Source organism: Streptomyces sp. 2A115 (assembly GCF_052245575.1).
Lineage (GTDB): Bacteria > Actinomycetota > Actinomycetes > Streptomycetales > Streptomycetaceae > Streptomyces.
The window spans coordinates 45,612-69,669 of sequence record NZ_JBQQCG010000056.1 but is presented as its reverse complement, the minus strand read 5'-3'; the positions used below and the strand labels follow the sequence as shown (position 1 = coordinate 69,669).

Genomic DNA, 24,058 nt, shown 5'->3' with positions numbered 1-24,058 from the left:
GGTTTCGCCGGATCAACTCATCGAAGGAGACACAGTTATGAAGGCCATCGTTTTCGACACGTTCGGCGGCACCGAGGTCCTGCACGAGGCGCAGACCGAGGTCCCCGAGCCCGGCTCCGGCCAGGTCCGCGTGCGTGTCCAGGCGGTCGGCGTCAACCCGGTGGACGGAAAGATCCGCTCCGGGATCATGGAAGGCATTTTTCCCACCACCCTGCCCGCCGTCCCCGGTGGTGAGATCGCCGGGATCGTCGACGCCGTCGGCGAGGGCGTCGACCAGCTGCAGGTGGGCGACGAGGTGCTGGGCTGGTCCGACACCGGCGCCTACGCCCAGTACGCGCTCGCCAGTGCGGCCGTTCTCGCCCTCAAGCCGGCCGGTCTGGACTGGACGCACGCGGCCGCCCTGCCGGTGGCGGGCGACGGCGCCGACCGGGTCCTGGACCTGCTCGGCGTCAAGGCCGGCGAGACCCTACTGATCCACGGCGCGTCCGGCGCGCTCGGCACCGTCGCCGTCCAGCTCGCCGTCGCCCGCGGCGCCCGCGTCATCGGCACCGCCGGTCCGGCCAACCAGGAGTACGTGACCTCGCTCGGCGCCACCGCGCTGGTCTATGGAGAGGGTCTGGTCGAGCGGGTACATGCGCTCGCCCCAAACGGCGTGGACGCGGTGCTCGACGCCGCGGGCAAGGGCGCGCTGGAGGACTCCATCACCCTGCGCGGCGGCCCCGACCGGATCGTCACCACCGCCGACTTCCGCGCCCGCGAACTCGGTGTCGTCTTCGCCGAGGGCCCGGCGCGGCGCTCGGCCGCCCGGCTGGCCGAACTGGCCCGGCAGGCCGCCGACGGCACACTGGCGATCACGGTCGGCGCGACCTACCCGCTTACCGACGCGGCCAAGGCCCAGCAGGCCAGCGACGCCGGCCACAGCCGCGGAAAGCTCGTCCTCACCGTCGGCTGACCTCCTCCCGCGGGGGTCGGCCCCGCGCGGCCGCCTGCAACCAGCCGGTCATCTCCATCTCCAGTCAGTCCGTATCCACGCGATATGCGGATACGTCGTGTGCGGCCCACACCGTCCCCTGCTCTGCCCATGTCCCCCCTGTGTCCCTCCCTCACCGAAGGTGAACGCCCGCTTCACACGGTGTGCGGTCGCACCCACAAACTCACAGCACCACCAGTCAAGTTCAGGCCTGCGAGTCAGAGCACCGGGATTCGCTCCGGGGAGGCGAATCCCGACCCCTTGCCCCGCTCCGCAGGAGTCCGATCCCGCGCCGGCCTGAAGGCCGGAGTTTCCTTGGAGGTCTCCGATGACCATGGCCTATCTGGCGCAGCCCGAACAGCAGCAGAAGCTCGAATGGCTCGACGGGGGAACGTTCTCCGTGCTGCTCGACAAGGAAGCCACCGAGGGCAAGCTGACCGTGGGCCGCTTCGACGTCGCCAAGGGCGAAGCCCCGCCGTTCCACCTGCACACCCGCGAGGACGAGGTGTTCATGCTGATCAAGGGCACGGCCCTGGTGTGGTCCGGGGAGGAGGAACACGAACTGAGCGAAGGCGGGATCGTCTACCTGCCCCGCAACGTCCCGCACGGCTACCGCATCACCTCCGACCGCGCCGACCTTCTGATGATCGCCACGCCCGGCGGCATCGAGGGCATGTTCCGCCACGCCGGACGCGACCTCACCACCCCGCGCCCCGACGGCTTCGAGATCCCCAAGTCCCTCCTGGCGGAAGCATCCGAACTCTACGGCGGCGTCATCCTCGGCCCGCCGCGCTGAACCGCTCACGGACCCGAGCACCCGTGCCGGGACAGCCGCCGCCCCCGGCTGCCGCCTGCTCTTAAAGGCGCTGCCTCCGAGACGACAGCGGGTCCGTTCCCTTCCCCACCTGCGACCACCGCTGGCCGGCGTCGAGCGCCGGTTGCTCAGGAGACCTTCATGCCCCTCCCTGTCCTGTTCGGCGCGAACGTAGAGCCGAACGCCCTACCCGTCGGCCGCTCCAGTGAGCAGGCACTACTCATCGACAGTCTCGGCCTCGACCTTCTCACCATCCAGGACCACCCGTACCAAGCGGCGTTCGACGACACCTGGACACTGCTCACCTTCCTGGCCGCGCGGACGCGACATGTCACGCTCGTCCCGACGGTCAGCTCCCTGCCGTTGCGCCCGCCGGCGGTGCTGGCCAAGGCTGCGGCGACCTTGGACAGACTGACCGGCTCCCGGGTCCAACTCGGCCTGGGCGCCGGCGCCTTCTGGGAAGCCATCGAGGCCATGGGCGGCTCCCGACGCACGCCGAAGGAGGCCGCCGACGCACTCGAAGAGGCGATCACCGTCATCCGGGCCATGTGGAGTGGCGAGCGCAGTGTGCGGACGCACGGCGCGCACTACTTGCTCGCCGGCGTCCACCCCGGCCCGGCGCCGGCCCCCGGTCTGGGGCTGTGGCTGGGCTCGTACGGCCCCCGCATGCTGGCCCTGACCGGTGCAAAAGCGGACGGCTGGCTCCCCTCGCACGCCTACCTCGGACTCGACGCACTGCCCACGGCCGTCCGCCGCATCGACGACGCAGCTCTGGCGGCGGGCCGCGATCCGGACACGATCCGCCGGGTCTACAACATGGCCGGTGTCATCCAACCGGAGTCGGCCGGCCCGTTCCAGGGGCCCGCCGCCCAGTGGACCGAGCGCCTTGTCACCCTCGTGCGCACCGTCGGAATGAACGGTTTCGTCATCTGGCCCGAACGAGACCACGTCCAGCAGATTCGCGCGTTCGCCGCCGAAGTCGTACCCGCAGTCCGCGAAGCCCTCGCACGGGAGACTTGAACCTCCTTGTGCTCTCGGACCGGGCAACATGCCTCGCACAGGGGTGACCGCTCGCGGCGCGGACCGGAGCACGGACCCTCACGAGGGTCGGTGTTCCGCACGGCATCGGCCGTACCCGTCAGGGTCTTCCTTCCCAGAGCAGTGTCCTCCCCCTCCCCCTCCCCCTCCGGCTTCGAGAACGCCCCACCCGACGATGCCAGCCTCACTGCCCGCACCGAACGCACCGAAGCCTGCGTCACGTTCACCGACCAGGTACCGGCCGGCTCGCCGCCGACTTCACCGGCCCCCGCGACCAGAAAGTCCTGGTCTTCCTCTTCGACCCGACCCCAGGTGGTCCCATGAGCGACGAAACGCCCCTCCCCGACGGATTCGAAAGCATCACCGTCGCGGCAAACGGCACCCGGCTGCATGCCGTGGTCGGCGGGTCCGGTGAACCCGTACTTCTTCTACACGGCTGGCCCCAGACATGGCGGGCCTGGCGGCACCTCATGCCGGCTCTCGCCGCGCACGGATACCGCGTCGTCGCGCCCGACCTGCGTGGCACTGGTGCCTCCGACCGTCCCCCGAGCGGATACGACAAGGACACACAGGCGGAGGACATGCGTGAACTGCTCGCGCAGCTCGGCATCCACAGCGGCGTGCGCATCGTCGGGCACGACATCGGTGGCATGGTGGCCTTCGCCTACGCCCGCCGCCACCCCGAGGAGGTCGAACACCTTGTCCTCGTCGAACTCGCCCTGCCTGGCTTCGGTCTTGAACAGGCAATGGACGTGGCCTCCGGCGGTCTGTTCCACTTCGGCCTCTTCATGACCGAAGAACTGCCCGAGTTGCTCCTCGAAGGCCGGGAAAGCGCCTTCCTCACCTGGTGGTTCGGTTGGTTGTCCGCGGTACCCGGGACCTTCCCGCCGGAAGAGATCGCCACCGTCGCCTCCTCCTACGGCGGATACGAAGCACTGCGCGCTGGCTTCGCGCACTACCGCACCCTCCTTGAGGACGGCCGCATCAACCGGACCTGGCACGAAACCGGAGGGACCCTCCCCATGCCCGTAGTCGCCGTCGGCGGCGAGCACAGCGCAGACACCCGACTCGCCGACAGTCTGAACACGGTCGCGCAGCGGCTGACCGGTGCAGTGATTCCGGACAGTGGCCACTTCGTTCCCGACGAATGTCCCGGCGCCTTCGCCCGCGAGCTTCTCCCCTTCCTGTCTGCCCCACCCCGGCCCGCCGGGCGCACCTGAAGACACACGCGGCCGGGCCGCCGACGGGATCGGCGAAAACCACACCGAGAGAAACCTGGCTGGAGGCTGTCCCACAGCGGATAGAAGTCACCCGGCGAGGACCAGGTTGCGGAGTCACTTTCATGATCCGAAAGAAACGGCCTAGGAGCGTGTCTCAGAAACCGACATCTGGCCGGGAGGTCGTGATCGGCGGGATCGGTCGCGGTCGCCCGGTTAGCGCCTGTGGGGCCGATGAGCGGGTCGGTCGGGCCGGGATTTCGGCCCGCTGAGGCCGGCGTGCCCGGCTGATCAGCCGGTCGCGGCGGCGAGGCCGGCGGTTCCGGCGTGTCGGAAGATCTTGCGGAGGTTGTGGCAGGCGGCGAGCAATCGCCATTCGCCGCGGGCTCCGTCCTGTCCGCGAAGGAGGAGCTGGCGGCCGTTGTGGCAGGTCATGATCTGCCCGAAGACGGGTTCGACGATGGCTTTGCGGCGGCTGTAGGCGGCCTTGCCGGGCTTGGTCCGCAGTACCATCCGTTCCTTGAGCGTCGCGTTCGCCGGGATGCGTCCGCGTGGTGCGGGCGGGACCTGTTCGTCGTGGGCGAGGCGGCCGGTGGCCATGAAGGTGTCGGTGCCGCAGGCCAGTTGACGTTCCTTCGCGGCTTCGAGGTTCGTCTCGGAGCAGTAGCCGGCGTCGACCAGTGCCTGCTTGGGGTGGGCACCGGTGTTCTGCGCGGACTGGTCGAGCATGGTGGTGTAGTTCAGCGCGTCCGAGGGGTTGGCCGTCACGTCGGTGGCGGTGATGACCTGGTGGGTCTCGTCCACGACGGCTTGGGCGTTGTAGGCCTGGATGTAGGCGCCGTCGCTGTTCTTCATGATCCGCGAGTCGGGGTCGGTGAAGTTGGCCTGGGCCTTGGGCTTGGGACGTGCCTTGGCGGCGGCCTTCTCGCCGGCGTCGGTTACTGCCTGCTCGTCGCTGTTGCCGGCGCGGTCCTGGCGGCGGCGTTCCTTGTCCTCGGCTTCGTCGGTGGCCTCCGCGTCGGCCAGCAGGGCCCCAGCCTTCCCCTCCAGAGCGGCGACCTCGGCCTCGACCTGCTCTTCCTTGCTGATCAGGCGGCCGTAGCTCATCGCTTTGTGCTTGGAGGCGTTCGCTTCGAGTTTGGTGCCGTCCAGGGCGACGCGGCCCATCTTGACCATGCCGAGCTTCATGGCGAGGTGCAGGGACTGGGTAAACAGACCGGCGAGCGCGTCCAGGTGGCGGCGGTGTAACCGGGCGATGGAGCGGAAGTCCGGGGCCTGGTCGGCGGCCAGGAACCGGAACGCGATGTCGTCGGCGCATTTGCGCTCGATCGCCCGGGAGGAGCGCACCCCGGTGGTGTAGCCGTAGATCAGCAGGCGCACCATCAGCCGAAGAGCGTAGGGCGGGTAGCCCCGCTTTTCGGTGTAGTCGGCCAGGACCGGTCCGAGGTCGAGCACCTCGTCGACCAGGTCGGCGACGAACCGGGCGAGATGGTCCTGGGGCAGCCAGTCGTCCAGCGACGGGGGCAGCAGCAGGACCTGGTGCGGGTCGAACGCCCGGAACCGCTTGTCCACCCCCGCCGCACAGCCCTGCGGCCGCTTCTTCTCCACCGGCTCGACCTCGAACAGCCCATCCCCACCACCCATACCCAGATGATCCCGCACGAATGATCACGAACCGCTGAGCCGAAGCAAGATAGTTGTCACCACCAACCTGCGGCTACGCGTCGGTGAAGCAAGCTTGTTGTCACCAGATCGGCACGCTACTTGTCACCGACTTGCCGTCTTGCAGGCTTGGTGTCACTGGCGGCAACTGAGCGGTACGCCCCTGGTCCGGGGCGGAAACCGTTCTTCCATCTCCCCACCGCGGCGGCCAGAGGCCACGAGCGGAAGGGCCCTTCGGCCTCTGCCGATCGCGGCCCCTGAGGCGGACCATGGACGCACGGAGTGAGTCCAACCGGGCCATCCGAGAAGCACCTTCTCGGATGGGCGGGAGTGAGTCTTCTGGCTCGTCATCAGGTGTCCCTTCCGGTGAAGTTCCCACCTAATTCATGACACTCCCGTCCATGAAGAGGACCGAGCGATGAACGCAATACTCAAAAGGATGTCGTCCCTGGTGGTGCCGGCTCTTTCGACCGGGGTCTGCGCTGGAGTATTGGGGTACCGCGCCTTCAGCCGGCTGGTTCGAAGCGACGTCCTGGCGCTACTCGCCCAAGCCGGCACGAGGGAAGAGACCGTCGTCACGGAGACGATGCTCCAGGACCTCCCGGAGCCGGTTCAGCGGTACCTCATGCACACGGGCATCGTGGGCAAGCCGATCGTCCGCACGGTCCACCTCAGGCAGGAAGGCAGGATGCGAACCGGCCCGGGGCGGCCCTGGATACCTATGGACGCGGAAGAGCACTACTCGGTGCAGCCGCCCGGTTTCGTCTGGGACGGCACGATGCACCTGGGTCTGCTCCCGGTGGCGCGAGCGCGCGATATGTACCTGGACGGCAAGGGGCACATGCTGGTCAAGGCAGCCTCGCTCCTCACCGTGGTCGACGCGAGGGGCGAGGAAATGGACCAGGGGGCCATGATGCGCTACCTGAGCGAGATGATCTTCTTCCCCTCCGCCTTCCTCGCAGCCAACATCTCCTTCGAGACGGTCGACGACAGCTCGGCTCGGGTCACTCTGACCGATCACGGCCGGAGCGCCACCGGGACCATGTACTTCGACGGGGCGGGAAGGCTGACCGACTTCGTGGCTGAGCGATACCGGATGGTTGACGGGAGATGCGATCCGGAGACGTGGTCGACTCCCGTCACCGAGTACGGCGAGTTCGAAGGACTGAAGCTTCCGATTCGGGGCAAGGCGGTGTGGAAGCTCGCCGACGGTGATCTCGAATACATCGATGTCACCATCACGGAGCTCCAGTACGACGTCCGGACTCACTGAGCTGAGGCGGAGGGCGCCCGCACTGCAGGTGACAGAGCCGCTGCGCATGTCGCCCCGGGGCCGCTGGTCGATCTTGGTGACAACAATCCTGCTTCTGTGACGACGGTCGTGCTTCGACTCAACCGCAGGCCGGGTGCCGGTTACTGAGACGCGTTCCTAGCTGCAGAGTCCCGTCGGATGGATGGGGTTGGGCGGCGTCCATGGCGGGATCTGAGCGTGAGCGACGCTGTGTCCTAGCAGGTCGGCGAAATTCGTCGGTTGCTCACCTCAGATCGCCCACATCGGCGGCTCCCCAAATGAGATCCAGGACTGCACATGCGTGAAGTCCTGTGCCGGGCACGGAGGCGGCTTGCACTCTCCGGGGTCAGCGCCACGCCCACCCGGCCAACAACGGAACAGGCTTCGGGCCCTGCCCCGTCTACCCGAAGCACCCGGTGATGTTTGATCGACGGTCGGCAACCCGTATGCAAGGCTCTATCATTCGGGGGCTCGCGTACGGGTTCTCGTGGCCCGGCGTCCAGGATTCCTGGAACCCGCGCGCCTTCGACCGCGCAACGTCCAAGGTCCGCAACAGCGAGCGCGGCCGCGGCGGAGTCGAGCGGCGCCTGGTCGCCCTCGGCGCCCGCCCCCACGAGGCGGGCGAGCCGGGCCGCGCGTGGCTGGAGGAGGCCCTGCACGCCGTCGGCGCACGGGTCTCACATCACGGCGGCCACCACCGCTACGCGGCCTACATCGGGCCGCGCACCGGCCGCCGGCTCACCGCCACCTCACGCAGCTCGCCGAGCAGTACGCCGCCGAGGTGGCTTTGACGTCGGCAATCGGCCCCATCGAATTGGCCATCGCTGGCGCCGACAGACGTTCGATGACGGTCTGCGGTGGCCCCAGCCCATGGCCGTACGCGCAGGCGAGCGGCGGTGGGTCCGCTTCGAGACGTCACGCGCCGCTCTTCAACTGGGTGGGGCCAGGTGGCCAATATTGAGGGGCCGCTGAACGACGTCAGGGCCACGCCGAGGCGATCGAACGCGACGACTACCACCCGCAGCTGGCCGCAGAGCTCAGCGTGCAGTACGGCGGGCCGCAGAGATCCTGGGAGTACGTCGTACGCAACGCCCTCGAGCACCACCCCACGCCCACGGCCGCGCCGACCCGCTCGGAGGCCGACCGGCGGGCGGACATCGCCCTGGACGCCCTGCGCGAGCGGGGCGACGTCCGGGGACTCGCCGCCTCCCTCGCCCGGGAGCACGGCGGCAGCCCCGACGTCTGGTCGCGCGCGGTCAACGCGGCACGACGGCTCGCCGACCCCACCACCTGCCCCCCACCAGCCGGAGGACAAGCCCGCATGCCCAGCTACCAGCTCCGCGACACCACCACCCGCCAGCTCCTCGCCCACGACCTGGCCGACTACGCCGCGGCCGAGGCCGCCCTGGACCGCCTAGACGACCAACTGGAACACGACCTCGCGGCCAACGGTGAAGGCGCCGGGCGCATCCGGCTGCGCCTCGACGTCGAGAAGGTCACCGCCTGCACCACCGAGGCCGTCGGACACCACGTGCTCATCCTCGGCGTCGACGACCCCACCGACACCCTGGCCGCGCCGTAACCACCTCTGCCCGGACACCGCTCCAGCCTTGAGGATCACGAGCTCGCGGCCGCCAGCTGAACGGGCCTCTACGGCTTCCGGAACCACCTTCACTACGGATTAGGGGCGCCGGGATCAGCGGCGCAGTTCGCCGCGCCCGCTTGGCGCCGTAACCCGAAAAGCAGTGGCCGCGCGGGCTCGGGGCCACATACGTTCGCCTCCATGGCTGACGCAACTTTCGGGCATCCGCGCCTCGCCGCCATCTACGACCCACTCGATCCGGACCGCAGCGATCTCGACGCGTATCTCGCGATGGCGGAGGAGTTCGGGGCACGGTCCGTGCTGGACATCGGGTGCGGTACGGGCGTGTTCGCGCTGCTGCTCGCCGAGCGCGGGATTACGGTCACCGGGATCGATCCCGCGCGGGCGTCCGTCGACGTCGCGCGTGGAAAGCCGGGCGCGGAGCGGGTGCGCTGGCTCGACGGCGACGCGGGGGACCTGCCGCCCATGCAGATCGACCTGGCGACGATGACCGGGAACGTCGCCCAGGCGATCGCCGATCCGCAGGCGTGGCGTACGACGCTGCGCGGCGCGTACGAGGCGCTGCGGCCCGGCGGGCGGCTTGTCTTCGAGACGCGCGATCCGGCGCAGTGTGTGTGGGAGGAGTGGGCGGAGTGGACGCGCGAGACCACGTACCGCATGACGGACATCCCGGCCGTCGGCCACGTCGAGACCTGGGCCGAGCTGACGGACGTGAGCCTGCCGCTGGTGAGCTTCCGGGGTACGCACGTGTTCGCTGCGGACGGGGACGTACTGACCTCGGAATCGACACTTCGCTTCCGCGAACGTACGGAGATCGAGCGGGACTTGCACGAGCACGGCTTCGTCGTCGAGGACGTACGCGACGCACCCGACCGGCCGGGCATGGAGTTCGTGTTCGTGGCGCGGCGCGGTACCACGGAGCCCGTCCCTCCCGGAATGCCCTAGATGATCTATTCCAAGGGGTCAGTGATCGTAGGACGGGTTGTCCGGTGGTGTCGTTGTGCCAGATCGCGGCGCTCAGCGCGAGGATGCGTTGCATGACGCGGGCTATGACACCTCCGGGTGTGCGCCCTCGGTGCCGTTTGAGGTCAAGCTGCACCTTGAAGGTCTCATTGGTCGATTCGATGACCTGTCGCAGCGGCTTGAACAGGGCTGCGCCAGGCCGTTCCCGTTCACCTTTACGGCAGGCCGCAGCAACTGGACTCCATGCTCGGACAGTTCGCGTTCGAAACCACGGCCGAAGTAGTTCTTGTCGCCGATGAGAGTCTGTCGGGAGGCGCTCTCGCAGAAGCTCGCATTCGGCTGCCAGGCGGTCAAGGAGGGTCTCGCGTTCGTCGGCCTTGGCCCCGGTCAGGGGGAAGGCGATGGGCAGGCCCTGAAGGGTGCAGACCAGGCGCAGGCGCAGGCCCCAGAAGAAGCGGCTGTGGCTGGCGCAGTAGCCGTATTCAGGCCCAACCTGCCAGGTCGGAGCGTTTGACGGTCTCGCGGGAGCGGCCGCATTCCACCGGGTGGGGTCCGCGACCCATGCGTCGTCGCTCCACACCGAGGTGGTGGCCAGGATCCGGTTGACGCTTCGCATCAGACCGGCGGCCTTGCGCAGCCGCTTGTTGTAGCCGGGCTGGTGGGGCAAGTAGGGGAAGAGGTGCCGCAGGTGGGCACGGGCATGGCGGAGCCATTTGGCCTCGGAGATGTAGCCGTATGGCCTGCATTGTGGCGAGGGTGACCAGTTCGGCATCGCTCAGGCGGGGCGTAATGCCCACCGGAGGGCGCCACTGCGCCAGCTCGGGATGCTCCTTCAGCATGTCGTCGGCCGTCGTAGAGTGCTGTCGCGAGGGTGTCCACGTCGTTCGTCACAAAACGATCTTGGACACCCTCGTTCTCGTCTCCGCAGGCATCCCTTGGCCCACACCACCAGGAGGAACCAGTGTCATACCCGCAACCGTTCACCCCCGAGGAGAAGCTCGCCGACGCGTAGACCCTGCCCGGTGGCAAGAGGCGTTCGAGGGCCTGATGGGCCGGATCGCAGGCCGGTTCACGCGGGTTGAACCCCACCTGCGCCAGTCTGTTCAGGCCCTATGCCAGAAGGAAGTCGTAGGTCACAGCGCCGGACATGCTCTCAGCGCTGTCGCCAGAAGGCATATCGGCGACGGAAGATGACGCTGTCCTGTCCCGAAGGAGAACGTAGGGAAGGCAGAACGGCGGTTAAAGATCGTGAGGCCTAGCGGCCGCAGCAGCCATGGAGCGTCACGGAGTCCACGTAATTTCCGAAGCTCGATCGCCGGTTACCGAAAGTCATATTCGGTGCGGTCCGGCTCCGTCCTGCCAGCGGTAGAGGTCGCGCAGCAGGGAAATCTCGGCGCCGTGATGGATCAGCTCCCTGTTGACGTGCAGGACCCTGTTCTCCATGGGAAACCGCTCGGGACCCACCGTGGGCGGATTGTCCAGGTCAGCGTCCGAGAGCTCGCGGACCCCCGCGTTCCATCTCCCATACATCTCATCGAGCTGTTTCAGCGCCTCGTCAGCGGTCCCCGCGTAGGCGAATGTCTGGGTGTCGACGTCCTGGCCGCCGAAGTACCATCCGACCCGATAGCCCAGACACGAGACGATGATGTGCGCCAGCCGCCAGGCAATCGTGGTCACCGGTGCCAGCACCGGGGCAGGGGACGCGGAGTCCATCGCCCATTCCCCCGAGCCTTCCGACATCGGTGCGGCCGACGTGCCACGTGGGCGGATGCTCCAGCAGCCGCGCACCGGCTCCCAGAAGTACTCCTCGTCGGTAAGACCGTCCAGCCGTGGCCGCAGGTTCTTGCGCCAGTACCAGTCCAACTGCTCCGCGAGCCGCTCGCTTCTTGTCATCGGAGTCCTTTCGTGGATACCCCCGGCTTCAGCCGGGGGAGGAAACGAAACTCCTGCGGAGCAGGGCACCGAGCTGGGATGCGCCGCAAGGGCGGATCGCAGTGCCCTGACCCGCAGGTTTGATCTCTACCTGCCGCCTGGCTGGTTTGTGCGCGTGGCCGTGAACCATGTGAAGCGGGCGTTCAAGTACCGCTTCTGTCCCAGTGATGCGCAGGCGGCGGAGCTGTCGCGCACGTTCGGGTGTGTGCGCAAGGTCTACAACCTGGCGCTCGCCGCCCGCACCGAGGCGTGGGCGCGGCAGGAACGGGTCGGCTACAACGCCACCTCGGCGATGCTGACGGCGTGGAAGAAGACCGAGGAACTGGCGTTCCTGAACGACGTGTCGTCGGTGCCGCTGCAGCAGACACTGCGCCACCTGCAGAGAGCGTTCACCCACTTCTTCGCCAAACGGGCCAAGTCCCCGCGTTTCAAGTCGCGCAAGACATCGCGGAAGTCGGCGGAGTACACCACCAGCGGGTTCCGCTTCCGCGACGGCCGGCTGACCCTGGCGAAGATGGCGGACCCGCTGGACATCGTGTGGTCCCGGCCGCTGCCCGATGGCGCGAAGCCGTCCACGGTGACGGTGTCGCAGGACGCGGCCGGACGCTGGTTCGTCTCGCTGCTGTGCGAGGACCCCCATGTCACACCGTTTCCCGCCACCGACAATGCGGTCGGAATCGATGTCGGCCTCAGCCACCTGCTGACCCTGTCCACCGGTGAGAAGATCGCCAACCCCCGGCACGAGCGCCGCGACCGCACCCGGCTGGCCAGGGCCCAGCAGCCTGCAGGACAAGATGCCGCTCAGCGTCCGCAGGTGGGCGTGCGGCTGTGGTGCGGTCCATGACCGGGACGTGAACGCGGCGAACAACCTTCTGGCCGCCGGGCTGGCGGTGTCTGTCTGTGGAGCCGGTGCAAGACCTCAACGGAGTTCTCCGGGCGGGCAGTCGGTGACGAAGCAGAAAACCCCACGGCGCGAGCCGTAGGAATATCCTCTCGTTCACGAGGGGGAGGAAGTCAATCCCGCACACTACAGACCCCGTCGAGCAGAGTGATCGTCGCCGTCTGCGGTCGTCCTCCACTGTCACAAACCACGCAGGCAGTCATCCCCCGCCGCCTGCTGCGACGAGTGCTCACCGTTCTGTGGCGGGACGATCCGTCGCGCGGTCTCGGAGACCTGCCGGACGAGTTGGTCTCACACACCCTGGACCACTTCCGCCAGGAAGTAGATCCCAGCGACGTGCGCCGACTGCTGCTCGAGGAGGAGTGCCGGTTCAGTCGGCTCCTTGAACGAGGTCGGCAGGTGCTTGCCCGATCCCGGTTCCAAGGCCCGCTGAAGGATGAGGACTTCCAGTACCTCCACGACACCCACGGTCTGCCTCGCGATCTAGTCACAAGCCTGCGGCAAGAGTGATGGCGGGGACGAGAGCGGGTGCAGGCCGCGCTCCAAGCGGCGGAGCGATCTTGAGCGGTTGGCCGATGCGCGGGTGACGGTCGTGCCGCCGCGGGCGGAGGGCGTCGGCGTGGAGGTGCTCGCGCCGGGGGTGTTCACGAATGCCTCTGATCAGGTAGGCGTGAGGCCCCTGAAGATCGCTTCCCGCCGCACGGTTGATCGTTTCCCGGCAGGAGATGCCTCAGTCCCACCAGAAGTCCCAGTTGTGAAGTGCTCGGCAGCGGCCAGGGGGCGTCCTCCTGTGCCGGGCATCAGGATGTGGGAACGCCTGCCTGTGCGGCGAGGCGGTCCGGGTTGGTGGTGAGCCAGTCGTAGCTGATGCTGTTCCAGAACGAGCACTGGTGTCGATCCGCGTACACCTCGGACTTCAGGGCCTGGCTGTCCTCACCGGGCAGCAGAGACATGTACTTGCCGCTGCGGTATGACGGCCAGGCTGCCAGTCCTCCGGTCGTGGGGTTCGCGTGCTTCACGAACGCGCCCCAGTAGCGCACCATCGCCCTGGACAGCTGCTGTTGCTCCGGAGTCAGCAACTTCGAGGTCTCCATGGGCCACAGGTAGCCGAGCTCGCTGGCATGTGGGGCGCCGGAGTCGAAGCCGGCCGGAGTCGTCGCGAGGGTGGGTGGGTGTGGGTCGTCGAACTCGTAGAAGTATGTCTTCGGTTGCCGAGTGGCGAACTGAGCCGTGAGGTTCTGGTACTGGCAGCCGCCCAGTCCGTAGAAGACGCTGCTGTCGCCCCACAACGTGCCGATGGCGTACGTCGCTGTGTACGGGCTGTCGTAGGCGCTGTAGGGGTAGTGCGCGAGTACGGCGTCGGCCTGTGCGCCGAACTCCAGCCTGACCGCCCGCTCGTACTGACCCTTCGTCGCGTTCGCGAACGGCAGTGCCCATTGGCGCACCTCGTCGCGGGTGCTGCCGATGAGGAGGGGGACATTGTGGATCCGGCCGGATCGTACGGCAACGCTCGGCGCGAGAGGCAGTTCGGGAACCCCGGACACGGGAAGGGGACCGGTCAGGATGCCGCCGACGAAGCCGCTGTCGGCGGCCCGCAGTTCGTTCGCCGACTTGGCCCGTAGGCAGGACACGCTGGTCGCCGGAACGGAACAGCCGACGGCCGCGGCGTAGGCATCGCCCTTGGCGGTGGCCTGCGCGACCGTGAGGCTCGGGCACCCGCCGCTCTGAATGATTGCACCGGCGAACAGATTGCGCGCCGGAGGCGAGGACAGCAGAGCGCAGACGGAGTGGCCGCCGGCCGACTCGCCCGCGATGGTCACGCGGCCCGCATCCCCTCCGAAGGCACCTATGTTGCGCTGCGTCCAGCGAAGAGCCGCCTCCTGGTCGAGCAGGCCGTAGTTGCCCGCACCCTGCCTGCTCAGCCCGGGCACGTCGAGGAAACCGAGGACGCCCAGCCGGTAGTTGATCGTGACGACCACTACGTTGTTGGCCTTCGCGATCTGCGAGCCGTCGTAGAGGTCACCGGCACCGCTGGAGAAGCCCCCGCCGTGGATCCAGAACAGCACCGGTAGCGGGCGGTTCGTTCGCCGTTCGGGGGTGTAGACGTTGAGATAAAGGCAGTCCTCGCTCATGCCCGGGCCGGTGCTGGTGGGCGACTGCGGGCAGCGCGAGCCGTACGCGGTAGCCGACCGCGGGCTCGACCAGGCGGAAGCGGGTGCGGGAGGCTGCCAGCGTCTGGTACCGACCGGTGGCGCGGCGTACGGGATGCCGAGGAACCGATCGACCCCGTCCGCCGTGGCTCCCGCGACCGAGCCATTGTCGGTGGAGATCGTCAAGGGGCGAGGGGCCGCGGACGAAGGTACGGCCGATACAACGGTCAGCAGGGCGAGCAGACTCACAAGAGCCGCAAGTTCCCGTCGAACAATGGAGCGCACTGAACCTCCCGAGAGGCAGGAGCGAGCGGGAAATCCACATGCTCCGTTTCGAGCAACGGGTGTGCAACGCCGCCAGTCCGCTCAACGGACCTGCACCTTCAGATGCCTCAAACATCGGGAGACGAGGCATCCATCGGCCGAGCCCAAGAACCGGCTCGCCCACGGCCGCATCGCTCAGACCATCCTTCTCGCCCTGATGATCTTCAGTATCAACTTGCACATCCTGCTCACCTGAAAACAGACCACCCCCAGGCGTCCACCGGAAACGAGCCGGAAGGACTCAGCGAGCTGAACAGCCTTGCACCGCCACCCGCAGCCGGGCGTCCTCCGCCCGCCAGAGCAGCAAGCGACGCGGAGATCCGACACCCGAGCATCACACCAATGGCACCCGCACGCCCGACAGCAACTCCAGTGCGTCTCCCGCACCCGAACCACCCCCGAACCCAAGGCGAAAGACCACCCAGCCCGAACCAAACGATCACGTTCGGAAAACGGATGGCGTCTGAGAGAAGAAGGACAGGTTCGGGCAGGTAGGTTGATCGTTCCGTGAGTCTTGATCGCTATCGATCTTGCTGATTAGCCGGCCGGCATGACTGACCTCGGACCTGTCGCCTGGCCACCTGCCCCGATCAGGACCGAGAGGCTCGTGCTCCGTGAGCCCGAGGCCCGGGACGGTCCGCAGGAGCTTCGTTTCCTCCCCCGGCTGAAGCCAGGGGTATCCACGAGGGAGTAACCCGATGAACCGATCGAGTCATGGCACGGCCTTCCCGTTACCCGCTTGAGCTCCGCCGTCGCGAGGTGCGTATGGTCGCCGAGGTACGGGAGGACTGCCCGGACAAGACGGCCACGCCCGACCGCCGTGGTGCACGATGCACCGCGATTGCCGACTTCGGCACCTACTGCACCTGGGGTTGGCACATCACGATGCGCAGGGTGTGTGGTGGCGCATGGCTTGAGCCGCGGGATTGCCGCGCCGGCCGCCAGCGCACGGAGGAGGAGCCGCCATGACCAAGTCCAGGTCCCACAGCCGGACCAGCAACTCGCCCGAGCACATCGACGTCGTCGTCGTGGGTGCCGGGATCTCCGGCATCGGGGCTGCCCGCTACCTCGCCACCGAGCTGCCCGCCAAGTCCTTCGTGGTCCTCGAGGCGCGAGCCAACCTTGGCGGTACATGGGACCTCTTCCACTACCCGGGCATCCGGTCAGACTCCGACCTGCACACCTTTGGCTACGAGTTCAAGCCGTGGCGCCACGATCACGCGATCGCCGACGGCCATCTGATCCTGGACTACCTCCAGGAGACGGTCCAGGAGAACGACCTGGCGCGGCGGATGCGGTTCCAGCACCGAGTCGTCGGGGCGTCGTGGTCCACGGAAGAGGCCCGGTGGACCCTCAGCGTCGAGCGCCCCGACCCCGCCACGGGCGAAATCGGCACGACCACGATCACGGCCTCCTGGATTTTCGCAGGCACTGGCTACTACCGCTACGACGAGGGCTACGCGCCGGTCTTCGAAGGCGTTGCGGATTTCTCCGGCGCGATCATCCACCCGCAGCACTGGCCCGAGGGATACGACTACGCCGGCAAGCGGATCGTCGTCATCGGCAGCGGCGCCACGGCGGTGACCCTGGTACCGGCGCTGCTCCAAGGGGAGAACCGGGGTGCCCACGTGACCATGGTCCAGCGTACGCCGACCTACATCTTGCCGCTCGGCCGCGTCGACAAGGTGGCGCTCGCTCTCAACAGGCTGCTTGGACCCGAGCGTGGGTATGCGGCGAGTCGTTGGAAGAACATCTGGCTCGACCGAGGCATCGTGAAGTCGTTCCAGGCCTTCCCGCGCGCCGCCCGCGCGTTGATCCGGGCCGCCGACAGGCGAGCTCTGCCGAAGGGCTACCCGGTCGATGTCCATTTCAAGCCGCCGTACGACCCGTGGGACCAACGGCTGTGTCTCGCCGCAGACGGTGACTTCTTCAAGGTCATCAGTGATGGCGACGCCGAGGTGGTCACCGGCCACATCCGCCGCTTCACCGAGCGCGGCATCCTCCTGGAGTCCGGACGCGAGCTCGAAGCCGATGTCATCGTCACCGCCACCGGCTTGAACGTCCGCGTGCTGGGTGGGATTGACCTGGTTGTCGACGGCGAGGTGATGGACACTTCGAAGACCGTCTGCTACCGGGGCGCGCTCCTGTCGGGTATCCCGAACCTCAACCTGGCGATCGGGTACACGACCTCCTCCTGGACGCTCAAGGTCAGCCTGGTGTGCCGCTATGTCGTGTCGCTGCTGAAGCACATGGACGACAACGGCTACGACATCGCCGTGGCCGTCGCGCCCAACGGCATGGAGACGCGTCCAGTCATGAACCTGGCGTCGGGATACGCACAGCGCGCCGCGGACACCACGCCGCGCCAAGGCGTCGAAGCCCCCTGGCGAATGGAGATGTCCTACCCGCAGGACGCGAAGTCGTTCCGCGGTCCCCTGGTTGACGAGTACCTCAACCTGAGCACCCGAAGGCAGTCGGATCGATCGGTCGATGCGGCCGACTCCGCCGTGGCGAGCTGAGGAGCCGGGATGTCAGCGAAACCGAGGGCGGACGCCGAGCGATATGCCGTGATCGGCTCGGGGATCCGGCTCTGCTACCGGACCGACGGGGACCCTGGCGGAACACCGGTCGTACTGATCGGCGGGCTGGGCGAGGACCTCACCTCATGGTCGCCACAGCTCGTCTCCCGGCTCGTCGACGCCGGCCACCACGTGATCCGGCACGACAACCGCGACGTGGGCCGATCCACCTTCGCGGAGACGCCCTCACCGGCCCTGTGGCGCCAAGCGCTCGCCCGGCCGCGAGCTGACGCCTACACCTTGGTCGACATGGCCGGGGACACCGTCGGTCTCCTGAACCACCTGGCCATCACCTCGGCACACCTCGTGGGCCGATCGATGGGCGGCATGATCGCGCAGATCATCGCCACCCGTCGTCCGGCGCTGACAGCAAGCCTGACGTCGATGTACTCAACCACGGGAGCCCGGCGCGTCGGGCAACCAGCACCGTCCACGATCCTCCGGCTCATGGCACCCCCACCCAAGACCCGTGACACGGCGGTGCGGGCGCACCTGTCGATCACCGCGCACATCGCCGGCACGGCATACCCGATCGACGAGCGGGAGGAGACCGAGCACCCGCTCCTTGCCTGGGAGCGTGCCGACGCCACGGCGGCCGATGGCGTCGCTCGCCAGGTGCAGGCGATCCATGCTTCCGGCGACCGGACGGCGGAGGTAGCCACTATCGCGGTGCCGACCCTTGTCGTCCACGGCGACCGGGACGTCCTCGTCGCCCCGTCCGGCGGAGTGGCCACGGCTCGCGCGATCCGCGGGGTACGGCACGTCGTCATCCCCGGAATGGGTCACCACCTGCCCGCCGCGCTCGCCGCGCTCGCCGACAACGTGGCCGACCTCGTGATCGACCACGTCGGCGCCCGCACCGACGGAGGTCGAGGCTGAGGTTCAGGGCCCGGCCTCAGGGCTGTCCTGGAGGTGACGGATCAGGAGTGCCGCCGCGATCTGGGCCGGGCCGTCGGCGAGTTTGGTCGCCGAGAGCGCGTCCGCACGAACGACGCGCCGCTCCACGGTGTTGCGATGTGCGAAGAGGCGTTCGGCGGTGCGCGTCGCGCTGAAGCCGCTCTGGATGTAGGTGAGCAGTGTCAGGCGCAGATCGCGATCGGCGAACGCCAGATCGCCGAGGGTTGAGCGCACGAACTCGTCGGCGTGCTCGCGATCGCGCGTGAGGGCGTCGACGATGCCGACGTCCGAATAGCGCGCGACGGTATGGGGCGAGGCCAGCCGGATGAGGACGCCCTGGGTGGCGGCCGCCTCCCGATGGCTGCGCCGGAAGCCGTCGATGCCGGAGCCCTGCCGGCCAAAGGCCAACCGGGCTCCGGTCGGTTCGGTCACCTGCCGGCGCAGGGTGCCGACCGCGAGGTCCGCTCCGGTCGCAAGCCAGATCCATCGCGTCGTGCTGCTCGCGTTCACCACGAGTGAGCGCCTACAGGGCAGGGCCTCCAGCAGCCGGGCGACGGCCTCGTCGAGTACCTGGCCGCGTTCCGGCGACTCGCTCCAGACGACGGCGGCTGTATGGGTGACTCCGAAGCGGTAGCCGTGCAGCTCGGAGGTCTCGGCGGCGGGCTGATCCTCCCGCATCAGGCGGTGGACCGCACGCAGCAGCTGCTGGTCGTGGTAATGGACGGCATCGTCGAAGGTAGCCGTGCGCAGGACCGTGATGGAATCCATCGCGAATTGGACGAGCGACTCCGCCGACACCACCAGGGTGTCGGCCAGGACGTCGGGGTCGGTGATCTGTGCCACACACTGCTGGGTCCAACGCCGCCAGGCGACGAGGAGAGCGCTGCGCCAGCTGCCCACGAAGTCCGGTTCCAGGCCTCTACGACGCAGATCGGCGTAGAACTGCAGCGCATCGGGGCCCATGTGAGGCGTAACCCGGCGACCGGGATTCTGGATGTTGGCGGTCAGCCACTGGATGATTTCGGCGTGCAGCGCCCGGCGGTCGCCCTCGACGAGCGCAGGGTCAGCACTGATGGCCGGCTCGTGAAGGCCCGCAAGACTCGGGCCGATTGCGAGGCGGCGGTCGCTACCAGGACGCGTCGGCCCTGGACCGACGGGCCGTCGGTGTGGATGGTGATGCCATCAGCGTCCTGCTCGATGCGGCGGACGGCAGTGTCCGTCAAGACGCGATCACCGAGGCTCGCGGCCAGCCGGACCGCGATCTGGTGCAGCGAAACAGCGAAACGGTCCTGCTCGACCCCGCCTTCGACGGCCAGCATGTGGTCCAGCCCGCCGAGCGCTCGCATGCCGGTGAGGACGTGCAGCATCGAGACCTCGTCGCTCGGGCAGCCCCACTGGACCTTGCTGATGGTCTCCATGAGAGCGCGGGTCTTGGCTGTGGCGCGCTTGCGCCGCAGCCAATCGCCGAACGTCATGGCATCGAGGGCGTGAGCGTTGGGCGTCTTCCACGGTGTTTCGAGGTCGACAGTCGAAGTGAGCCTGTCGAGTGCGTACTTGACTCGACCCATGTCCAGCAGCGTGATCGGCGACACCGGCGGGATGTCGGAGCGGTAAGTGGAGCGGCGGCCCCCGAGGTTCAGGACATTCTTGCCCTCGTGGTACTGCGGAAGCGTCGCGCAGTCGAAGCGCTGGGCGAGTTCGAGCAGCTCGGGGTGGCGCGCGCCGACCCAGGCGGCTCCGAGGTCGATGGGCACGCCGGCGATCTCGCCACCGAAGGATCGCCCGCCAACGCGAGAACGCCCTTCCAGGACGACGACGCCGTAGCCCTGAGCGGTCAGTTGGTCGGCCGCAGACAGGCCGGCGAAGCCGGCACCGACGATGACGACGTCGGTGGTCAGGTGCTGAGCCATAGGATCTCCTCCTCGGGAATCAGCGCTCAACGCGCGTCGGATCGGGAACGTCGACCGGGACCGTACGATGGCCGGCGCACAGGCGCTCGAGGCTCTCCAGGGACTCCCTGATCTCGTTCACGAAGGTCGAGCGCAGCGCGCTGGCGACCAGCGACGAGAGCCGCCCGTAACTGAGGTCCGCTTCGATGGCGTACGTGACGTGGGTGAATTGCTCGCCGTCGGCGTTGGTGAGGGTCTCGAAGGTCTGCCTGGGCCGCAGTTCGCCGATGCCGGGATAGCCGCCGCCACGGAACGACCGCGAGCGCATCGGGTCGATTGCGACTGGCGTCCAGGTTGTGCGGCAGGTCCAGGGGCCGGCAACAACGCTCTGCTCCTCTATCGACTCCCCGACGGCGTAGTGGTCGGCGGCGCGGGTCACCGAACGCACGCTCGCGGACCACTCGACGTTACGACGGGGATCGCCGCTTACCTCCCAGACAGCGGTCAACGGGACGGCCATCAGTCGGGACTGGCTGAATCGGAAGGTGTGGGTCATCACGGCGGCTCCTCGATGCGGGTGGATGCCCGACAGCGTGATACGCCTCACGCCGAACCGATACGTACTCGCGCCCCACGTTGGCGCCCCGGTGGTGCACAGTGCATCATCCGGAGCCGCTGCGCAGCAGCACGTGAGCAGAGCCTCCAGATGGTAGGGGATCCGCCCCGCCGTCCTGGCATGCGGCGGATCCGGGAGGGATGGGTGAGTGAACGCAAACGGCCTACGCGGCAACGACAGCTCGGCAAACAGCTGCACGGCCCCGGCAATCGGCCTTTGGTCAGCGTCGTATCCGGTGCTGCCGGTCCGCTGACGTTGGTCGATTCCCCTCGGGCGGTGCGGCGCCTGGGATAAGATCACGCTGGCTGTTGATCGTCGTGGTCGCCGTCATACCGAAGAGGGAGCCATGTGGCGAACGCTGGCCAGCGCGGTGGCCGGTTTGCTCGTGCTGTTCGTCGGCAGTCTTGCCTTCAACGCGGCGTCTGGCCAGAGCCGCTGGCCGGGGCCGCTCGACTTCGTGCGCATCCACCCGTGGGTGGTGCTCCTCATCCTGATACCACTGGCGCTCATCGGGCTGTGGCAGGCGCCGCGCCGCAACCGTGCGCAGGACCCGCTCCCGCCCATGGCGTACCGATTGCCGCCGCGCAACACCAACTTCACCGGCCGCGACGCCCCACTGCGGGAGGTGCGGCAGCGCCTCACCTCGGTGAACGACGTCGCGATGCTGGCCGTGCAGGGGCTGGGTGGCGTCGGCAAAACCCAGCTCGCGGTCGAGTACGCCTACCGCTACTTGTCGAAGTACCGGTTCGTCGCGTTCGTGGACGCCGAGCCCCCCGATCTGGTGGCGTCCCAGTTCGTATCGCTGGCCGGGGAGCTGGGGCTGACGGAGGCGAGCTCCGACCAGGTCATCCCACGGGTGTACGGCAAGTTGGTGGACCGCAGGCCCTGGCTGATCATCTTCGACAACGGGGAGAACCCGGGCACGCTTACGCACGCGATGCCCTCGGGCGGCCCGGCGAGCAACGGCCATGTCATCGTCACGACCAGGGTGAGTGGCTGGTCAGGCAGAGCCGGCGTCATCGACCTGGACGTGTTCACCAGGCGAGAGTCGGTGGAGCTGCTGGTCCGGCGGGTGCCCGGCATGACCGCGGCGGTGGCGGACCGGATCGCCGAGCAACTGGGGGACCTGCCGCTGGCGTTGGAGCAGGCGGCCGGGTACATGGACTACAACCACACGGCGCCCGAGGAGTACCTGGCTCTGCTGACGTCGCGGCTGGAGGACATGATCGGGCGGGGCGAGCTGACCGACCGGCCGGCGGTGGTGGTCGCGACCCTGTGGCAGCTCAGTGTGCGAAGGCTGGAGACGGACCAGCCCCAGGCGGTGCGTCTGCTGGAGCTGTGTGCCCTGCTGGCGCCGGAGCCGATCCCGCTGGACCTGTTCACCGGCAGCCCCGAAACACTGAACGGAGCCGCAGCCGACCCGCTGGCGTGGGACACGACGGTCGGCGCCCTGGCTGGTATGGGTCTCGCGAGGCGCGGGAACGCCTCCCTGGTGCTGCACCGGCTAGTGCAGGCCGCCATCCGGGCCACGATGCCGGACCAGGTGCACACTGATGCTCGGGTCCAGCTGTGTCGTGCGCTGCTCGCGGCCGTGCCGCACGACATCCACGGCGCCCCGGACGCGCGGCCGCGGTGGCAGAAGCTGCTCCCGCACGTCATTGCGGTGGCCAAGGACGATCCACCGGTCGAGTGCGCTGCGGAGACTGCGGTGCTGCTGAGGCTGGCGTCGACGTTCCTCATCCAGCTCGGGGATTGCTCGGTGGCACTGCCCCTGTGTGAACGTGCCCTCACGATTGACGAGTCGCTCGAGGGCCGGGATGCGGAGATCGGCTTCGACCTGATCATCCTGGCACAGATCCACCGGGACCTCGGCGCGCCGGAGAGGGCACGCCCGCTGGCGGAGCGCGCGCTGCGCCTGCACGAGTCCAGCCTGCCGGCGGGCAGTCCCGCCATCGCGACGGACCTGGCCACGCTTGCGCGGATACTGTGCCTTCTCGGCGAACACGGGGCGGCGCGGCCTCTGGCCGAACGGGCGCTACAAATCGACGAGGCGGCGTACGGGCCGGACGATCCGTATGTGAGCTTCGACCTGATAGCACTGGCGAACGTCCACGTTGACCTCGGCGACTACGCCACGGCTGTGCCGCTGATCTCGCGGTCACTGCGGATCCGCGAGGCCAGTTACGCGCCGGACCACCTGTACATCGGGTACGTCCTGCTGTTCAAGGCCCGAGTCCTGCACACGCTGAACGACCCGACCGCAGCGGACCTCGCGCGCCGGGGCGCACAGATCCTGCACACCCGACTGGGCAAGACCCACCCCAAGACCGAGGATGCATTCGCTCTGCTCAACCGTCTACGTTGACGACGCCGTCTGCACCCATAGGGAAGCGCACCATGCGGTTGGGGCTGGCGCGGATTCCGTTGTCGAAGATGATCAGCTTGGTGAACCGGCCACGGAGGAGAGCGAACTGACGACTGCTCCTACTCGGGTGCGAGCAGCAGTCCTACTCGCAGGGCGACCCCCCAGGTCTCGCATCGGCCGTCATCCCAGCCAGACGATGCCTACGACGTACAGACGCCCAGCGGGGCGGTTGATCCGGTAGACGGCGGTGAGCTGTCCGCCCGCGGCCGCGCGGACGTCCTCGCCCTCGATGTCGCGGCGGTCGAAAGGCGGGAAGGAGCACTGGTCACGGCCGGCCATGTCCATCACGTCGCGGAGCATCTCACCGTCCGACGCGGTCACCGCCCGGCGAACGCGCGAGACCCAGCTGGCCAGCGTGGTCTCGTTGATGCCCAGGTCCTTGGCGACCTCGGCGATCGGCTTCCCGGTCTCCGCCACGATCCGTACCGCACCTTCACGGAACTCCGGATCGAACTTCCGTCGCTTATCCGCCATGACTCCCAACTTTCCCTGCAGTCACGGTCTTCACGCTACGAGGGGAGGGACAGCTGATTCATCCCCCCAGCTGTGTGAACTTGTCCGCCCGGCCTCGAGCGAGGTGCGCCGGGTACTTCCGATCATTGGTCTCGCTCTTCTCAACCAGAGCCTGTTCCAAGTCAAGATCAAAAAGGTCGGGCAGCCTGAGCAAGTACGCGAAGACGTCGGCCATTTCCTCGCGCACCTGCGGCGTCCGGACGGGATCGTCCATCACGGCCGCGGATTCTTCGGGCGTCCACCCAGCGCACGCCAAACCGGAACTGCCGACCAC

Annotated in this window: 19 protein-coding genes and 4 pseudogenes; 14 read left to right on the top strand and 9 right to left on the bottom strand. The window is 68.1% G+C overall.

Annotated elements, in window-relative coordinates; all coding sequences use genetic code 11:
• Positions 1-37: 37 nt before the first annotated feature.
• The 4 genes from ACTWQR_RS36685 (at position 38) to ACTWQR_RS36670 (ending at position 4,042) form a co-directional block, all read left to right on the top strand.
• Positions 38-952, top strand: a complete 915-nt coding sequence (locus ACTWQR_RS36685) for an NADP-dependent oxidoreductase (protein WP_443231554.1) — start codon at positions 38-40, stop codon at positions 950-952.
• Positions 953-1,298: 346 nt separating this feature from the next.
• Complete coding sequence (locus ACTWQR_RS36680) at positions 1,299-1,766, top strand: cupin domain-containing protein (RefSeq protein ID WP_099945715.1); 468 nt, start codon at positions 1,299-1,301, stop codon at positions 1,764-1,766.
• Between the two features lie 159 nt (positions 1,767-1,925).
• Entirely contained in the window at positions 1,926-2,804 is an 879-nt protein-coding gene (locus ACTWQR_RS36675; protein WP_443231553.1) for an LLM class flavin-dependent oxidoreductase, read from the top strand.
• 338 nt (positions 2,805-3,142) lie between these two features.
• Entirely contained in the window at positions 3,143-4,042 is a 900-nt protein-coding gene (locus ACTWQR_RS36670; RefSeq protein WP_443231552.1) for an alpha/beta fold hydrolase, read from the top strand.
• Positions 4,043-4,330: 288 nt separating this feature from the next.
• Here the strand turns inward: ACTWQR_RS36670 and ACTWQR_RS36665 are convergent, their stop codons facing one another.
• On the bottom strand, positions 4,331-5,611 hold the full coding sequence (locus ACTWQR_RS36665; RefSeq protein ID WP_443231566.1) for an IS1182 family transposase: 1,281 nt from the start codon (positions 5,609-5,611) through the stop codon (positions 4,331-4,333).
• A 508-nt stretch (positions 5,612-6,119) separates the two neighbouring features.
• Between ACTWQR_RS36665 and ACTWQR_RS36660 the strand changes: the two genes are divergently transcribed.
• The 4 genes from ACTWQR_RS36660 to ACTWQR_RS36645 all read left to right on the top strand — a co-directional run bounded on the left by ACTWQR_RS36660 (position 6,120) and on the right by ACTWQR_RS36645 (position 9,540).
• Positions 6,120-6,974 carry a DUF6544 family protein gene (locus ACTWQR_RS36660; protein WP_443231551.1) on the top strand — a complete coding sequence of 285 codons (855 nt, stop codon included), beginning with the start codon at positions 6,120-6,122 and terminating at the stop codon, positions 6,972-6,974.
• A gap of 464 nt (positions 6,975-7,438) precedes the next feature.
• A complete protein-coding gene (locus ACTWQR_RS36655; RefSeq protein ID WP_443231550.1) occupies positions 7,439-7,783 on the top strand; it encodes a hypothetical protein in 345 nt (114 codons plus the stop codon).
• Between the two features lie 251 nt (positions 7,784-8,034).
• A complete protein-coding gene (locus ACTWQR_RS36650) occupies positions 8,035-8,574 on the top strand; it encodes a hypothetical protein (protein ID WP_443231549.1) in 540 nt (179 codons plus the stop codon).
• Positions 8,575-8,775: 201 nt separating this feature from the next.
• Positions 8,776-9,540 carry a class I SAM-dependent methyltransferase gene (locus ACTWQR_RS36645; RefSeq protein WP_443231548.1) on the top strand — a complete coding sequence of 255 codons (765 nt, stop codon included), beginning with the start codon at positions 8,776-8,778 and terminating at the stop codon, positions 9,538-9,540.
• 7 nt (positions 9,541-9,547) lie between these two features.
• Here ACTWQR_RS36645 and ACTWQR_RS36640 read toward each other — a convergent pair.
• Positions 9,548-10,449 (bottom strand): annotated as a pseudogene (locus tag ACTWQR_RS36640) (IS982 family transposase); the annotation flags it as partial.
• A gap of 438 nt (positions 10,450-10,887) precedes the next feature.
• Positions 10,888-11,451: a DinB family protein gene (locus ACTWQR_RS36635; protein ID WP_443231547.1), complete on the bottom strand. Its 564-nt coding sequence runs from the start codon at positions 11,449-11,451 to the stop codon at positions 10,888-10,890.
• A 148-nt stretch (positions 11,452-11,599) separates the two neighbouring features.
• On the opposite strand from ACTWQR_RS36635, the pseudogene ACTWQR_RS36630 reads away from it, so the two are divergent.
• Positions 11,600-12,473: pseudogene (locus tag ACTWQR_RS36630) on the top strand (RNA-guided endonuclease InsQ/TnpB family protein).
• Positions 12,474-12,595: 122 nt separating this feature from the next.
• Positions 12,596-12,901, top strand: a pseudogene (locus ACTWQR_RS36625) (alanine--tRNA ligase-related protein); the annotation flags it as partial.
• Between the two features lie 290 nt (positions 12,902-13,191).
• Here the strand turns inward: ACTWQR_RS36625 and ACTWQR_RS36620 are convergent.
• Positions 13,192-14,727: a carboxylesterase/lipase family protein gene (locus ACTWQR_RS36620; RefSeq protein ID WP_443231546.1), complete on the bottom strand. Its 1,536-nt coding sequence runs from the start codon at positions 14,725-14,727 to the stop codon at positions 13,192-13,194.
• Between the two features lie 688 nt (positions 14,728-15,415).
• Here ACTWQR_RS36620 and ACTWQR_RS36615 point away from each other — a divergent pair.
• The 3 genes and pseudogenes from ACTWQR_RS36615 to ACTWQR_RS36605 all read left to right on the top strand — a co-directional run.
• Positions 15,416-15,499 (top strand): annotated as a pseudogene (locus ACTWQR_RS36615) (GNAT family N-acetyltransferase); the annotation flags it as partial.
• Between the two features lie 331 nt (positions 15,500-15,830).
• Positions 15,831-17,384 carry a flavin-containing monooxygenase gene (locus ACTWQR_RS36610; RefSeq protein WP_443231545.1) on the top strand — a complete coding sequence of 518 codons (1,554 nt, stop codon included), beginning with the start codon at positions 15,831-15,833 and terminating at the stop codon, positions 17,382-17,384.
• 9 nt (positions 17,385-17,393) lie between these two features.
• Complete coding sequence (locus tag ACTWQR_RS36605) at positions 17,394-18,323, top strand: alpha/beta fold hydrolase (RefSeq protein WP_443231544.1); 930 nt, start codon at positions 17,394-17,396, stop codon at positions 18,321-18,323.
• A 3-nt stretch (positions 18,324-18,326) separates the two neighbouring features.
• On the opposite strand, the gene ACTWQR_RS36600 is transcribed toward ACTWQR_RS36605, so the two are convergent.
• The 3 genes from ACTWQR_RS36600 to ACTWQR_RS36590 are packed head-to-tail and all read right to left on the bottom strand — an operon-like array spanning position 18,327 to position 20,786.
• Positions 18,327-19,304 (bottom strand): PucR family transcriptional regulator, encoded by a 978-nt coding sequence (locus ACTWQR_RS36600; protein WP_443231543.1) that lies wholly within the window; start codon positions 19,302-19,304, stop codon positions 18,327-18,329.
• A 41-nt stretch (positions 19,305-19,345) separates the two neighbouring features.
• Positions 19,346-20,251, bottom strand: coding sequence for a flavin monoamine oxidase family protein (locus ACTWQR_RS36595; protein WP_443231542.1), 906 nt, complete (start codon positions 20,249-20,251; stop codon positions 19,346-19,348).
• 19 nt (positions 20,252-20,270) lie between these two features.
• Positions 20,271-20,786, bottom strand: coding sequence for an SRPBCC family protein (locus tag ACTWQR_RS36590; RefSeq protein WP_443231541.1), 516 nt, complete (start codon positions 20,784-20,786; stop codon positions 20,271-20,273).
• Between the two features lie 406 nt (positions 20,787-21,192).
• Between ACTWQR_RS36590 and fxsT the strand changes: the two genes are divergently transcribed.
• Positions 21,193-23,211, top strand: coding sequence for an FxSxx-COOH system tetratricopeptide repeat protein (gene fxsT, locus ACTWQR_RS36585; RefSeq protein ID WP_443231540.1), 2,019 nt, complete (start codon positions 21,193-21,195; stop codon positions 23,209-23,211).
• Between the two features lie 180 nt (positions 23,212-23,391).
• Here the strand turns inward: fxsT and ACTWQR_RS36580 are convergent, their stop codons facing one another.
• Both ACTWQR_RS36580 and ACTWQR_RS36575 read right to left on the bottom strand, forming a co-directional pair.
• Complete coding sequence (locus ACTWQR_RS36580) at positions 23,392-23,745, bottom strand: transposase (protein WP_443231539.1); 354 nt, start codon at positions 23,743-23,745, stop codon at positions 23,392-23,394.
• Between the two features lie 58 nt (positions 23,746-23,803).
• Positions 23,804-24,001, bottom strand: coding sequence for a hypothetical protein (locus ACTWQR_RS36575; protein WP_443231538.1), 198 nt, complete (start codon positions 23,999-24,001; stop codon positions 23,804-23,806).
• Positions 24,002-24,058 lie beyond the last annotated feature (57 nt).